Source organism: Microbacterium sp. cf046, assembly GCF_900114345.1.
In the GTDB taxonomy this organism is placed as follows: domain Bacteria; phylum Actinomycetota; class Actinomycetes; order Actinomycetales; family Microbacteriaceae; genus Microbacterium.
Genome location: NZ_FOZJ01000001.1, coordinates 293,441 through 306,589, shown reverse-complemented (window position 1 = coordinate 306,589; position 13,149 = coordinate 293,441). Strand labels below are relative to the sequence as shown.

Annotated in this window: 14 protein-coding genes; 9 read left to right on the top strand and 5 right to left on the bottom strand. The window is 69.4% G+C overall.

Going from position 1 to position 13,149, the window contains the following annotated elements; translation table 11 throughout:
* The first annotated feature begins 126 nt into the window (after positions 1–126).
* From purL to BM349_RS01445, 4 genes are all read left to right on the top strand, one after another.
* Positions 127–2,469 carry a phosphoribosylformylglycinamidine synthase subunit PurL gene (purL, locus tag BM349_RS01455; protein ID WP_254773675.1) on the top strand — a complete coding sequence of 781 codons (2,343 nt, stop codon included), beginning with the start codon at positions 127–129 and terminating at the stop codon, positions 2,467–2,469.
* Between the two features lie 20 nt (positions 2,470–2,489).
* The gene (locus tag BM349_RS19005; RefSeq protein WP_302848240.1) at positions 2,490–2,621 is read left to right on the top strand and encodes a hypothetical protein; all 132 of its coding nucleotides are present in this window, start codon (positions 2,490–2,492) and stop codon (positions 2,619–2,621) included.
* Positions 2,622–2,745: 124 nt separating this feature from the next.
* Positions 2,746–3,501 (top strand): hypothetical protein, encoded by a 756-nt coding sequence (locus BM349_RS01450; RefSeq protein ID WP_091701588.1) that lies wholly within the window; start codon positions 2,746–2,748, stop codon positions 3,499–3,501.
* 64 nt (positions 3,502–3,565) lie between these two features.
* Positions 3,566–4,492, top strand: a complete 927-nt coding sequence (locus tag BM349_RS01445) for a hypothetical protein (RefSeq protein ID WP_091701585.1) — start codon at positions 3,566–3,568, stop codon at positions 4,490–4,492.
* A gap of 2 nt (positions 4,493–4,494) precedes the next feature.
* On the opposite strand, the gene BM349_RS01440 is transcribed toward BM349_RS01445, so the two are convergent.
* Positions 4,495–4,926 (bottom strand): tautomerase family protein, encoded by a 432-nt coding sequence (locus BM349_RS01440; protein WP_139230861.1) that lies wholly within the window; start codon positions 4,924–4,926, stop codon positions 4,495–4,497.
* A 93-nt stretch (positions 4,927–5,019) separates the two neighbouring features.
* Here BM349_RS01440 and BM349_RS01435 point away from each other — a divergent pair, with 93 nt between their 5' ends.
* The 4 genes from BM349_RS01435 to BM349_RS01420 are packed head-to-tail and all read left to right on the top strand — an operon-like array spanning position 5,020 to position 7,656.
* Entirely contained in the window at positions 5,020–5,595 is a 576-nt protein-coding gene (locus BM349_RS01435; RefSeq protein WP_217645631.1) for a TetR/AcrR family transcriptional regulator, read from the top strand.
* Positions 5,596–5,654: 59 nt separating this feature from the next.
* Positions 5,655–6,053, top strand: coding sequence for a GntR family transcriptional regulator (locus tag BM349_RS01430; RefSeq protein ID WP_091701577.1), 399 nt, complete (start codon positions 5,655–5,657; stop codon positions 6,051–6,053).
* Positions 6,050–6,964, top strand: a complete 915-nt coding sequence (locus BM349_RS01425) for an ABC transporter ATP-binding protein (RefSeq protein ID WP_091701572.1) — start codon at positions 6,050–6,052, stop codon at positions 6,962–6,964. The genes BM349_RS01430 and BM349_RS01425 overlap by 4 nt, the downstream gene beginning before the upstream one ends.
* A complete protein-coding gene (locus BM349_RS01420; protein WP_091701568.1) occupies positions 6,961–7,656 on the top strand; it encodes a hypothetical protein in 696 nt (231 codons plus the stop codon). The genes BM349_RS01425 and BM349_RS01420 overlap by 4 nt, the downstream gene beginning before the upstream one ends.
* 29 nt (positions 7,657–7,685) lie before the next feature.
* On the opposite strand, the gene BM349_RS01415 is transcribed toward BM349_RS01420, so the two are convergent.
* On the bottom strand, positions 7,686–8,774 hold the full coding sequence (locus BM349_RS01415; protein WP_091701564.1) for an ATP-binding protein: 1,089 nt from the start codon (positions 8,772–8,774) through the stop codon (positions 7,686–7,688).
* A 25-nt stretch (positions 8,775–8,799) separates the two neighbouring features.
* Positions 8,800–9,123, bottom strand: a complete 324-nt coding sequence (locus BM349_RS01410; protein ID WP_091701560.1) for a chorismate mutase — start codon at positions 9,121–9,123, stop codon at positions 8,800–8,802.
* Between the two features lie 110 nt (positions 9,124–9,233).
* Between BM349_RS01410 and BM349_RS01405 the strand changes: the two genes are divergently transcribed.
* A complete protein-coding gene (locus tag BM349_RS01405) occupies positions 9,234–10,424 on the top strand; it encodes an AI-2E family transporter (RefSeq protein ID WP_091701557.1) in 1,191 nt (396 codons plus the stop codon).
* Positions 10,425–10,555: 131 nt separating this feature from the next.
* Here BM349_RS01405 and BM349_RS01400 read toward each other — a convergent pair whose 3' ends face one another.
* On the bottom strand, positions 10,556–11,797 hold the full coding sequence (locus BM349_RS01400) for a lactonase family protein (RefSeq protein ID WP_091701554.1): 1,242 nt from the start codon (positions 11,795–11,797) through the stop codon (positions 10,556–10,558).
* Entirely contained in the window at positions 11,797–13,083 is a 1,287-nt protein-coding gene (locus BM349_RS01395; RefSeq protein WP_091704676.1) for an adenylosuccinate synthase, read from the bottom strand. The genes BM349_RS01400 and BM349_RS01395 overlap by 1 nt, the downstream gene beginning before the upstream one ends.
* Positions 13,084–13,149: the final 66 nt, after the last annotated feature.

Genomic DNA, 13,149 nt, shown 5'->3' with positions numbered 1-13,149 from the left:
GCCGAGACTGCCGGCGTCGCCCTCTGTCTCGGCGTCCTCATGCAATCTGGCCGTCGGCCGGGGCACCGGGCGGGCCCGGGTAGGATCGAAACCGTCCGGCGTCCCCGATTCCTGGAGCTGAGCCGCGTGACCACCCCCTCCCCGATCGTCCACGGCCGCGCCGTGGCCGATACCGTTCAGAACGCCGCCGCGACGCCCGATCGCGAGCAGCCGTACGGGGCGCTCGGCCTGAAGGCCGACGAGTACGCACGCATCCGCGAGATCCTGGGGCGTCGCCCCACGAGCGGCGAGCTCGCGATGTACTCGGTGATGTGGTCGGAGCACTGCTCCTACAAGTCGAGCAAGATCTACCTCCGTCAGTTCGGCGAGAAGGTTTCCAACGAGATGAAGACCCGCCTGATGGTCGGCATGGGCCAGAACGCGGGCGTCGTCGACATCGGCGAGGGCTGGGCGGTCACCTTCAAGGTCGAATCGCACAACCACCCGAGCTACATCGAGCCGTTCCAAGGCGCGGCAACCGGCGTCGGCGGCATCGTCCGCGACATCATCTCGATGGGCGCCCGCCCCGTCGCCGTGATGGACCAGCTGCGCTTCGGCGCCATCGACAACCCGGACACCGCGCGCGTCGTGCACGGGGTCGTGTCGGGCATCTCGTTCTACGGCAACTGCCTGGGCCTGCCCAACATCGGCGGCGAGACCGTCTTCGACGCGGTCTACCAGGGCAACCCCCTGGTGAACGCGCTCGCGGTCGGCGTGCTGCGCCACGAAGACCTCAAGCTCGCGAACGCGAGCGGCGCCGGCAACAAGGTCGTCCTGTTCGGTGCCCGCACGGGCGGCGACGGCATCGGCGGGGCATCCATCCTCGCCTCCGATTCCTTCGACTCCACCGGCCCCACCAAGCGCCCGGCGGTGCAGGTCGGCGACCCGTTCGCCGAGAAGGTGCTCATCGAGTGCTGCCTGGAGCTGTACCGCGACGACCTGGTCGAGGCGATCCAGGACCTCGGCGCCGCCGGCATCTCGTGCGCCACCTCCGAGCTCGCCGCCAACGGCGGCAGCGGCATGCGGGTCGACCTCGAGAAGGTGCTCCTGCGCGATCCGACGCTCACGCCCGAGGAGATCCTCATGAGCGAGAGCCAGGAGCGCATGATGGCGATCGTCGCGCCCGACAAGCTCGACGTGTTCCTCGAGGTCGTCGGCAAGTGGGATGTCGAGACCAGCGTGCTCGGCGAGGTCACCGGCGACGGCCGCCTCGTGATCCAGTGGCACGGCGAGGTCATCGTCGACGTCGACCCCTCGACCGTCGCCGTGGACGGCCCGGTCTACGAGCGCCCGGTCGCCTACCCCACCTGGATCGACGCGCTCCGCGACGACTCGGCGAGCGCGCTCAGCCGATCGGATGACCCTGACACCCTGCGTCGCCAGTTCCTGCAGCTCGTCGCGAGCCCGAACCTCGCCGACACCTCGTGGGTGACCAACCAGTACGACTACTACGTGATGGGCAACACCGCGCTGTCGTTCCCCGACGATGCCGGCATGATCCGCGTCGACGAGCACTCCGGCCTGGGTTTCGCGATCGCGACCGACTGCAACGGGCGCTTCTGCCAGCTGGACCCGTACGAGGGCGCGAAGCTCGCGCTGGCCGAGGCGTATCGCAACGTCGCGGTGAGCGGCGCGATGCCGACCGCCGTCACCGACTGCCTCAACTTCGGCAGCCCGGAGAACCCCGAGGTCATGTGGCAGTTCTCGCAGGCCGTCGCCGGCCTCGCCGACGGATGCCTCGAGCTCGGCATCCCGGTCACCGGCGGCAACGTGAGCTTCTACAACCAGACCGGCGACCAGCCCATCTTCCCGACGCCGGTCGTCGGGGTGCTCGGCATCATCGACGACGTCGCGCGCCGCATCCCCAGCGGATGGCAGGATGCCGGCGAGAACATCTACCTGCTCGGCGTCACGGCGACCGAGCTCAGCGGCTCCGCGTGGGCGGGCACCGTCCACGGGCACCTCGGCGGCCGCCCTCCGGCGGTCGACCTCGGCAACGAGAAGAAGCTCGCGGACCTGCTGCATGCGGCCTCGCAGCAGTCGCTCGTCTCGAGCGCGCACGACCTGTCGGCCGGCGGCCTCGCGCAGGCGCTCGCGGAGGGCGTGCTGAGGTTCGGGGTCGGCGCGCGGGTGTGGCTGCGCGAGATCATGGAGCGCGACGGGGTGGATGCCGCATCCGCGCTCTTCTCCGAGTCCACGGGTCGCGTGATCGTGACGGTCCCGCGGGAGGACGACGTGAAGTTCCGCGGACTGTGCGAGGGTCGCGGCTACCCCGTGCTGCGCATCGGGGTCAGCGATGCCCCGGGCGAGGGAGACGAGCCCGCGCTCGAGGTGCAGGACGTCTTCACGGTGCCGCTCGGCGAGCTCCGCGGACTGTCCGCGGCCACCCTGCCGGCGGCCTTCGGGCCCACGGTGACGGAAGCCTCCTGAGGATTCTCTAGACTTGCTCCATGGCAGAAGACGAGTACGGCGACTACAACGAGGCACGTCAGCGACGGGTCAAGATCACCGCATGGGTGGTCATCGTGTCGCTGATCCTCGTCGGCGGCGGCGCCACCGTCCTCGCACTGATCTTCGGCTGACCGCCGAAGGCGGACACCCGAAGCGGTTGTCGAGCAGCGCGTCAGCGCGTATCGAGACACGGCTGACCCTGCCAGTGCGCTGACCGCCCGGGACGCAACGGCCCGCGACGGTTAGCATGACAGGGTGGAGATGATCCTCCTGTTCGTCGAGAGCTGGTGGTGGGTTGCTCCCGCCGCCGCAGGCGCCGGAGCCGCGACGTACGCCGGAGTGACCGCCAGGGGTCGCCGTGCGCGGAGACTCGAACTGGATGCGGCGCGGCGCGAGCTGTCGCTCGCGTACCACGCGCTGATCCTGGCGCGCGTGCGGGTGCGCGAGGCCCAGGCGAACGTCCTCTCCGCTCGCGCGGTGTCCGGGTCGAGTGCCCTCGGCGACGCGCTGATGGGCACACCGGCGACCGTCGAAGCCAGGCGGCAGCTGCAGGAGGCCAAGCGCTCGGAGAAGGCGGCAGTCATGACGCTGCGAGCCGGCCGCGCGCGGGTGAAGGCCACGACGGCCCAGTACCACGCCGCATCCTCCGCCGATCCGCTGCCGATCGAGAAGCTCTTCGCCACGCAGGACGCCGTGGTCGCGCGGTGGATGGCGTACGAGACCGACGACGCGAAGGCCATCGCCTACCCCCAGCTGAGTGACACCCGCTACCCCGCCACGCTCGCGTTCTTCCGCGCGTACCGCGAGGCGCAGCGGCTGCGGCCGGCATCGGCCCGTGACCGCATCCCTCCCGAGCAGTTCCTCGAGTACCGTGACGCCGTGCGCACACTGGAGGCCGCGTTCGACGAGGCCGAGCGACAGGCCGGCGCGGCGGAGAGCCGACCCGCACCGCGGACATCGATCTGGCCCGTGCCCGCCTGGCGCCCCCTGCGTCTGCCCACCTCCGACTAGTCGGGCCGCTGGAAGACTGCTCCGAGCCGGACGCGCGTCGGCGGCCGACGGTTAGCATGACAGGGTGGAACCCTTCTTCACGTTCCTCGGCGGCTACTGGTGGCTCATCTTCCCCCTGATGGGTGTGATGGGCGGAATCGGCAGCGCCTGGGAGCGCGGTGCGCGCCGACGGCACAAGCGCCGCCTCGAGGTTCTGCATGCCAAGGCCGAGCTCAAGGCGGCGTCCGCCGCGGCGCGCGCCCCGCAGGCCGGCGCCGAGGCGCTGCCCGCGATCACCACGCCGCGGGCCACCCCGCCGACTGCACGCGCGGGCGGTGCGACGACGCAGGGCACGCAGCTCGAGCGACTGTTCGCGTCCCACGACGCCGTCACCGCACGCTGGCTGGACTACGAGCTCGACGTCGCGAAGCTCATCGCCTTCCCTGCGATGAGCGACGGCCGACAGCCCCTCACCGCGGCCTTCCTGCGCGCGAAGCGCGTCGCCGACGGCCTGCGTCCGGCATCCGCCAAGGCACGCCTCACGAAGGACCAGATCACCGAATACCGCAACGCCGTCGCCGACTACGAAGTCGCGTTCGATGTGGCGGAGCGGGACGCGCGGCGGCTGAAGGACTCCTCGTTCACCGATCTCGAGCGCAAACGACTCGACACCGCCAAGCAGCTGCTGACGATCGCAATCGACGAAGCGGCGACCCCCGCCGAGCGGCAGGTCGCGTATCGCCGCGTCCGCGAGGAGCTGGACGGCCTGATCTCGCTGTCCGACGAGGCGATCGAGGTGCTCGAGGCCAAGGTGTCGCTCGAACTCACGACGGGGAGCACCCCGGCGACGCCCCCGGTCGAAGAGCAGCCGCAGGCGAGGTCGGCGGATGCCGAGCCGGCACGCGACCGCCCCGACGCCGACCGCCCCTCACAGGCCGCCCCGTGGCCGGTGCCGGCGCGAAGCTCGGACACCGCGCCGGGTCGGGTCATCCGCCCGAAGTCGCACCCCTGACCTCAGCCGCCGTTCAGACTCGCGATCTCGGCGCGCGCCGCGGCCACGAGTTCGTCGTTCGTGTGCGCGTGGCCCCAGAGCCCCCAGCCGCCCGGGACGGCCTCGACCAGGGTCACCCAGGTGCGCTCGGCCAGAGTCCCGTCGCCGGCCGCGGCGGCCACGAGCGCGGTCAGCTCCGCGACGACTGCGAGCTGCTTGTCCCGGTCCAGCGCTCCGGCGTTGGTCTGCACCTGCACGCGCACGTAGTCGGTCTCGCCGTCCGCGTTCGAGAGCGCACCCGCCCCGAGCTCGTGCACGAAGGCCGCCGTGTTGCGCCGGAACATGGGGATGGCCGGCACCGCCTCGATCCGCATCACCGTGGCCGCCGCGTCCTGTGCAAGGGCGTGCGGGTCGGCGAATCTGCCGGTGGTGGCGTAGATGTCGATCATGGGCATGATGATCCCCTTCAATGGCCGCGCGCTTCGCGGCCCTCCGGCATCATCGACTATGATGATCGTCATAGTCAAGTCTTCGGGGGAGAATGACGCATGCCGAGCCCGAGCACGACCCCTCACCCGCGCGTCGCGATGATCGAGGCGGCCGTGCGCCTGCTCGCCACCCACGGGTACCAGGCGACGTCCTTCTCGTCGGTGCTGGAGACATCGGGGGCGCCGCGCGGTTCGATCTACCACCATTTCCCCGATGGCAAGGATCAGCTCATCGCCGCGGCAGTCGAAGTGGCCGGCGGCCGAGCGATCGCACTGCTGGACTCGCTCGAGGGCGAAGAACCGGCGGCCGTCACCGTCGCGTTCCTGCAGATGTGGCGCGCACTGCTCGTGGCGACCGACATGCGCGCCGGCTGCTCGGTGCTCGCCGTCACGGTGGCCGCTCCGACGTCGGGCCTGCTCGAGACCGCCGGAGCGGTGTTCACCGCGTGGCGATCGCGACTCGCGGAGCTGTTCCGGGCGGGTGGTGCGGAGGCGACGGATGCCGGGGCCTTCGCGGCACTGTTGATCGCCGCCAGCGAAGGGGCCGTGGCGATCGCGCGCGCAGAGCGCAGCATCCGCTCGTTCGACACGGTCGCCGAGGATCTCCGCCGGCGCGCAGTGGGTCTGCGGGCTTGACGCACGTTCGCTTGTATGGTTAGTTGGTCAAGTAACTAACCACACAAGCGGAGGATGACGTGATCGAAGAAGGCAGAGCCCTCTTCCTCCAGATCGCCGAGGGCGTCGAGGACTCGATCATCGACGGCAGCCTGCCCGAGGAGGGTCAGGCGCCGTCCACGAATGAGCTCGCCGCGTTCTTCCGCATCAACCCCGCCACCGCTGCCAAGGGAGTGAACATGCTCGTCGAAAAGGGCGTGCTCTACAAGCGCCGCGGCATCGGCATGTTCGTCGCGCCGGGTGCGCGCGAGCTCCTGCTCACCGAGCGCCGCACCGCATTCGCCGATCGCTTCGTCGAGCCGCTGCTCGCCGAAGCCCGCAAGCTCGGCCTCGGGGCCGACGACCTCAGCCGCCTGATCCTCGACCATGCGAGCACTCGTGCAAGCGGGTCCTCCACCACGGAAGGAGCATCCCGATGACCGATGTCATCGAGGTGAGCAGCCTCACGAAGCGCTATCGCGACGTCGTCGCGGTCGATGACGTGTCGTTCACGATCGAGAAGGACACGATCTATGGCCTGCTCGGCCGCAACGGCGCCGGCAAGACCACGGTCATGTCGATCCTGACGGCGCAGAACTTCGCCACGAGCGGCAGTGTCCGCATCTTCGGCGAGAAGCCGTACGAGAACGCCCGCGTGCTCTCGCGCATGTGCTTCGTCCGCGAGAGCCAGAAGTACCCCGACGACGCGAAGCCGCTGCACGCGTTCCGTTCGGCGCGCCTCTTCTTCCCAGACTGGGACGAAGCGTTCGCGCAGCGCCTGATCACGGACTTCCAGCTGCCTGTGGACCGCCGAATCAAGAAGCTCTCCCGCGGCCAGCTCTCGGCGGTCGGTGTGATCATCGGGCTCGCGTCACGCGCCGAGATCACGTTCTTCGACGAGCCGTACCTCGGCCTCGACGCAGTCGCCCGGCAGATCTTCTACGACCGGCTGCTCGAGGACTACAGCGAGCACCCGCGCACGGTGATCCTCTCGTCGCACCTGATCGACGAGGTCTCGAACCTGATCGAGCGGGTGCTCGTGATCGACCGCGGGCGCATCATCATGGACGAGACGACGGATGCCGTGCGCGACCGCGCGTCGACCATCGTCGGCGACGCGGATGCGGTCGACCGCTTCATCGGCGACCGCGAGGTGATCCACCGGGAGCACCTGGGCAGGGTGAGCTCGGTCACGATGCTCGGATCCCTGGATGCCGCCGACCGGGAGCGTCTCGGCTCCCTCGGCCTCGAGGCCGCACCCGTGTCGCTGCAGCAGCTGATCGTCCGGCTCACGCAGCACACCGCCGGCGCAGACCAAGCATCCACCCCGATCGAGGAGGTGGCCCGATGAATCGCACCGTGAACGTCGTCCGGCTGCAGCTGGTGAACAAGATGACCTACATCTGGATCCCGCTGCTCATCCTCGTGGGCGCGTGGGTGCTCACGCTCGGCGTCTACGCGATGCTCTCCGGCAACGGGCTTGCGGGCCCGTTCTACAACGGAGGCTCGCAGGCACCGCTCTGGTACTTCCTGGTGGTCGGCATCCAGGCCCTGACCTTCTCATTCCCCTTCTCCCAGGCGATGAGCATCACCCGGCGCGAGTTCTATCTCGGCACGCTGCTCACGGCGGCGATCACCGCCGCGATCCTGGCAACCGTGTTCCTGCTGGGCGGCTTCGTCGAGACCGCCACGAACGGCTACGGGATGAACGGGTACTTCTTCCGCGTCGACTGGATGTGGGCACCCGGATGGTGGGCGGCCTTGCTCGCCTACTTCGCGATCGCGATGCTCATGTTCGTGGTGGGGTTCTGGGCGGCGACGATCTACAAGCGCTGGGGCACGATCGCGATCACCCTGGTCCTCGTCGGTCTCGGTGCGCTCCTGGTCGGGGCGATGTGGCTGGTGGGACGACTGGATGCCTGGGCGCAGGTGTTCGCCTGGTTCGGCGAGCAGGGCACGGTCGGCCTCACCCTGTGGGGCGTGCTGCTGACCGCGGTCCTGGCCGGAACCGCGTTCCTCACCCTGCGACGAGCGGTCCCCTGACCCGCATCGCGGCTCGGGCGGCGCCCGGCTCAGCGCAGCGGCACCTTCACATCGGTGCCGCCCTCGCGGGTCAGGCGCGCGCCCATCTGCACGAGACTCGGCTGGTCCACGAAGCCGCCGGCGAACAGGGCCTGGCCCTGCGCGAAGCCCGGCGACCGCTCGAGGAGCGACTCGGGTGCGTACCCGAACACCTCCGCGATCTCGGCGAGGTCGCGTGGCGAGCTCATGCGCATGAGCGCGAGGTTGTCGCACTGCGACAGCGCGTTCTGATGCACCTTCGAGGGGCGCTGCGTGGACAGCAGGAGCCAGAGCCCGTACTTGCGCCCCTCTGCCGCGATCTGCACGATCCGCTCGGTGAGCAGCTTCTCCACCGGCGTCACCGGATCGGGGGTGCACAGGTTGTGGGCCTCGTCGATCACGATGAGCCGGCCGATCCGCTGCTCGCGGTTCTCCCACAGGTGATCGAGCACGGCGAGCGCGGCCGCCCGCGACTCGGGCGGGGTGGCGAATCCGCCGAGGTCGACCACGGTCGCATCCGGCATGTCGTCGATGTCATCGGTGACGCTGCGCTGCCCCCAGGCCCACAGCTTCCACTGCGCCACACCGAGGTTCTCCAGCCGCATCGCGAGCTTGTGACGCACGCGATCGGGGTGGGAGCGGATGAAGGCGACCAGATCGTGATCGGGCAGCAGATGGATGTCCGTCTCCATGCGCAGCATCGTGTTGTAGTCGTCGGCATCCAGGAGCGGATCGATCTGCAGGATCGCCGCGCGCGAGCGCAGCGGCAGCGACAGGAACCGCGCTCGCAGCGGCTCGCCCTCGCCCGCCGTGGAGCGGCGCACGCGGATGTCGCGTGAGGCGAGCTCGGCGGCGGCCGCCGCCGGGGCATCCTCGCGCATGTCGGGGAGACGGACGAAGTCCGAGTTCGGGTCGAGGATCACCAGCGGCAGGCGGGTGTGCAGCAGGATCTGCTCGAGCGCGACGCCGAGCGCGTAGGTCTTGCCCGAACCGCTCTGCCCGCACCAGAAGGTGTGGCGGTTCAGCTTGCTCGCGAGGATGCGTGCCGATGCGGCGCTCTCCGAGTCGAGCAGTGTTCCGATCGTGAGATCGTCGGCCATCGATACTCCCCCGGTTCTGGTTGCGTCAGCGGTCTTCGGCCGCTTCGACGTGGTGGCGGATGACTTCGGCCACGACGAAGGTGAACCACTTCTGCGCGAATTCCGGATCCAACTCGGCGTCGATCGCGAGCGATCGCAGACGGGTCAGCTGCTGCTCTTCCCGTGCCGGGTCGGATGCCGGCATCCCGTGCTCGGCCTTCAGCCTGCCGACCTGCTTGGTGGCACGGAAGCGCTCCGCGAGGAGGTAGACGAGGGCGGCGTCGATGTTGTCGATGCTTCCGCGCAGTCGGTGCAGCGTGTCGAGCGCCTCGGCGTCGGCGGCGCCCGGCTCAGACGTGTGGTCGGTCATGGAGTACCTCCTCGTCCCCCGACGATACCGGGCGGCGGCGCGGAGGAGCCCGCGCATTCATCCCTCCGGGGTGAGGGTGCCGGAGGAGGTTCGGCTCTAGAGTGTGAGCCATGACCGATGGCACCCCCTCGCCCGAGCCCCTCGCGGCCAGCCCCACCGCCGGGACCGACGCCGCGGCGACGGTCGACTCCGCTTCTGCCAGCGCAGCACTCGAGGGCGCGACCGTCCCGAGCGATCGCGGGGGCAAGCCGTTCTGGACGCACCTCGACAGCCCGTTCACCGCCGGCCTGCTGCTCACGCTGGGCGGCCTGGTGGCCGTGCTCCTCGGGATCGCGCTGACCAACATCGCGACGGTGATCGTGTACATCGCCCTCGCGATGTTCGCGTCGCTGGGCCTGGACCCCGTTCTGAGGTGGTTCGAGCGGCACAAGGTCAAGCGTCCATGGGCGATCGCGATCGTCTTCCTGATCCTCGGCGTGCTCGGCGTGGGCCTGCTCTGGCTCGTGGTGCCGACGCTCATCGATCAGATCAGCGAGTTCATCACCGGCATCCCCGACTCGATCGCCAACTTCGAGAAATCCGACACCTACGCGTGGCTGGAGGGCATCTTCGGTCCTGGCCTGAGCACCCTGGTCAACGAGGTCCAGTCGTTCATCACGGATCCGGCGAACATCGCCGCCATCTCGGGAGGACTCCTCAAGATCGGCGCCGGCATCGCCGCCGCGGTCTCGGGTGGCCTGATCGTGATCGTGCTGACGCTGTACTTCGTCGCATCGCTTCCCGCGATCAAGGAATCGATGATGCAGTTCGCACCGGCGCGCAACCGGCCGAAGGTGCGGGACATGACCAACCAGATCACCGAGTCGGTCGGCGGCTACCTCATGGGAATGGTGATCCTGGCGTTCTTCAACTCGGTGGTGGCCTTCCTTCTGCACCTGATCCTCGGGCTGCCGTATCCGCTGCTGATGGGCGTGCTCGCCTTCTCGATCACGATCATCCCGCTGGTCGGTCCGGTGCTGTACTGGATCTTCGCCAGTGTGCTCGCCCTCTTCACGAGCCCGGTGTCGGCCCTCATCTTCGCCATCTGCTACCTGATCTACATCCAGATCGAGGCGTACGTGATCACCCCGCGGGTCATGTCGAAGGCGATCTCGATTCCCGGCTCGCTGGTCGTTATCGGCGCGCTGATCGGCGGTACTCTGCTCGGCCTGATCGGCGCCCTCGTCGCGGTGCCCGTGACGGCGTCGATCCTGCTGATCATCAAGCAGGTCTTCATTCCGAGGCAGGACGCGAAGACCTAGCCGCGCCCGTCCGCATCCCTTCGCCGATCCCCACCCTCACCGCGAACCCACCCACTCACCGCGAACCCACGCGCTCCAGGGCGTGGGAGGGCATGGGTTCGCGCGCGGCGCGTGGGTTCGCGCGCCGCGTGTCAGCGCACGGGCAGGATGCACGTCGGAGTCGGGGCCTCCGTGCGATGGCGCACGCGGCCGGGGACGCCGGTGCGCGCGTCGAGTGTGAGAGACACCACATCGTCCGAGCGCTGGCCGGCGACGAGCACGGTGTCGCGCACGATCACGTGGTGGCGCGGCCAGTCCACTCCGGCATCCGCCAGACCGACCTGCTCGACCCGCTCCCCGGCGCCGCGGACGCGGAGGGTCGCGATCGTGTTGCTGCCGCGCAGACCGGCGTAGAGGAATTCACCGTCGCGCGAGCGGGCGAGTTCGGCCGCGCTGTCATCGTCCGCGCGGAGAGCGGATGCGGCGATCCCGCCGAGCAGACGCCACCGGCCATCTGCTCCCGCACCCAGGGTGAAGACCTCGCACGTGTATTCGGTCACCACATGCAGATGACCGCTCGGATGCAGGACCATGTGCCTCGGGCCCGTGCCGCGCGGCAGCACCACATCATGGTCCAGGCGAAGCCCGTCCGCGGCGGGCCGCCAGATGCGCACGAGGTCGAAGCCGAGATCGGTGGTCGCGATCCGCCCGTCGGGGAGGAAGAGCGCCGCGTGGGCGCGCGAGACCCGATCCGGCAGGACGACGTCGTCGACCGATCCCGTGCCGCCCAGCAGCACACCGCCCGTCGGCTCCTCCGTACCATCCAGGTCGTAGCCCGGAACGTACGCCGCGAACTCGTCCCCGACAGCGGACCTGAGCGAACGGGCAGCGGCAGCCAGCTCGGACTCCACAGCGGCGTCCTGGCCGGCCGAGACCTCGAAGACGGCGTCCGCGAACGGATCGACCGGTCCCGCGAACGGGTCGGCCGCGGCCGCACCGAGCGACGGCTCGTGCAGCTGGCCGGCGCCGCCGAGCGGGATGCGGACGACGCGCCCGTCGCCCCAGCAACAGGCGATCAGCGAACCGCCGTCGGGTGCGACGGCGACGTGGCACACGGCGACGCCAGCCTCGACCGGCCGGCCGAGCGGTGCGAGCGTCCCCTCTCCGGTGCGGACGAAGGCGGCGACGGTCTGCGCCGATTCGAGCGCGGCGTAGACGACCTCGAGCGACGGATGCTGCGCAATCCACGACGGCGAGTCGGCGCCTGCTGCAGTCCCGGTGAACGACAGCGCCCCTGCCGCCGACCCGTCGTCGGCGGAGCCGGCGACGAGCGTGCCGATGCCGGACGCAGCACCCTCCATGTCGGCCGTGTAGCCGCCCAGCCAGAACCGCATCAGTCGACGAGATCGTGGCGCACGATGACCGCATCGCGCGATGCCCCGACCCCGATGACCGAGATGCGGGTGCCGCTCATCTCCTCGAGGGCCAGGACGTAGTCCTGCGCCGCGTGCGGCAGCTCCTCGAAGGTGCGAGCGTCGGAGATGTCCTCCTCCCACCCCGGGAAGTACTCCAGGATGGGTGTCGCGTGGTGGAAGTCGGACTGGTTCACCGGCACCTCGTCGAAGCGCGTGCCCTCGACGTCGTATGCCACGCACACCGGGATCTCGTCGAGTCCGGTGAGGATGTCGAGCTTGGTGAGCACGAGGTCGGTGATCCCGTTGATCCGGGTCGCGTAGCGCGTGATCGGCGCGTCGTACCAGCCGACCCGTCGCGGGCGACCGGTGGTCGTGCCGAATTCGAATCCGCGCGAGCGCAGCCATTCGCCCTGCTCGTCGAACAGCTCGGTCGGGAACGGACCTGAGCCCACGCGCGTCGTGTACGCCTTCACGATGCCCACGATCCGGTCGAGCCGGCTGGGCCCGACTCCTGCACCCGTCGCCGCGCCGCCCGCGGTCGCCGAGGAGGAGGTCACGAAGGGGTACGTGCCGTGGTCGATGTCGAGCATCGTCGCCTGACCGCCCTCGAACACCACGACCTCTCCGGCATCCAGCGCCTGATTGAGCAGCAGCGACGTGTCGCACACCATGCCGCGGAGCCGGTCGGCGTACGAGAGCAGGTCCTCGACGATCTCATCCACCGTGATCGCGCGCCGATTGAAGACCTTCACGAGCAGGTGGTTCTTCTGGTCGAGGGCGCCTTCCACCTTCTGCCGCAGGATGTTCTCATCGAACAGGTCCTGCAGGCGGATGCCGACTCGGTTGATCTTGTCCGCGTACGCCGGACCGATGCCCCGGCCGGTCGTGCCGATCATCCGCTTCCCGAGGAACCGCTCGGTGACCTTGTCGAGCGTGCGGTGGTACTGCGTGATCACGTGGGCGTTCGCGCTGATCTTGAGCCTGCTCGTGTCGAGCCCGCGGGCGTTCAGCGCCTCGAGCTCGGCGAAGAGCACCTCGAGATCCACCACGACGCCGTTGCCGATGACCGGGGTGACCCCGGGAGAGAGGATGCCGGACGGCAGCAGGTGCAGCGCGTACTTCTCGTCGCCGATCACCACGGTGTGGCCGGCGTTGTTGCCGCCGTTGAACTTGACCACCACGTCGGTGCGCTCACCGAGCAGATCCGTCGCCTTGCCCTTGCCCTCATCGCCCCACTGGACTCCGACGATCACGATGGCGGGCATGTTCACTCCTCGGGAAGGATCCGACGGTACACCCCATCCTATCGAGGGCGGTGCGGCCGCCCCGAG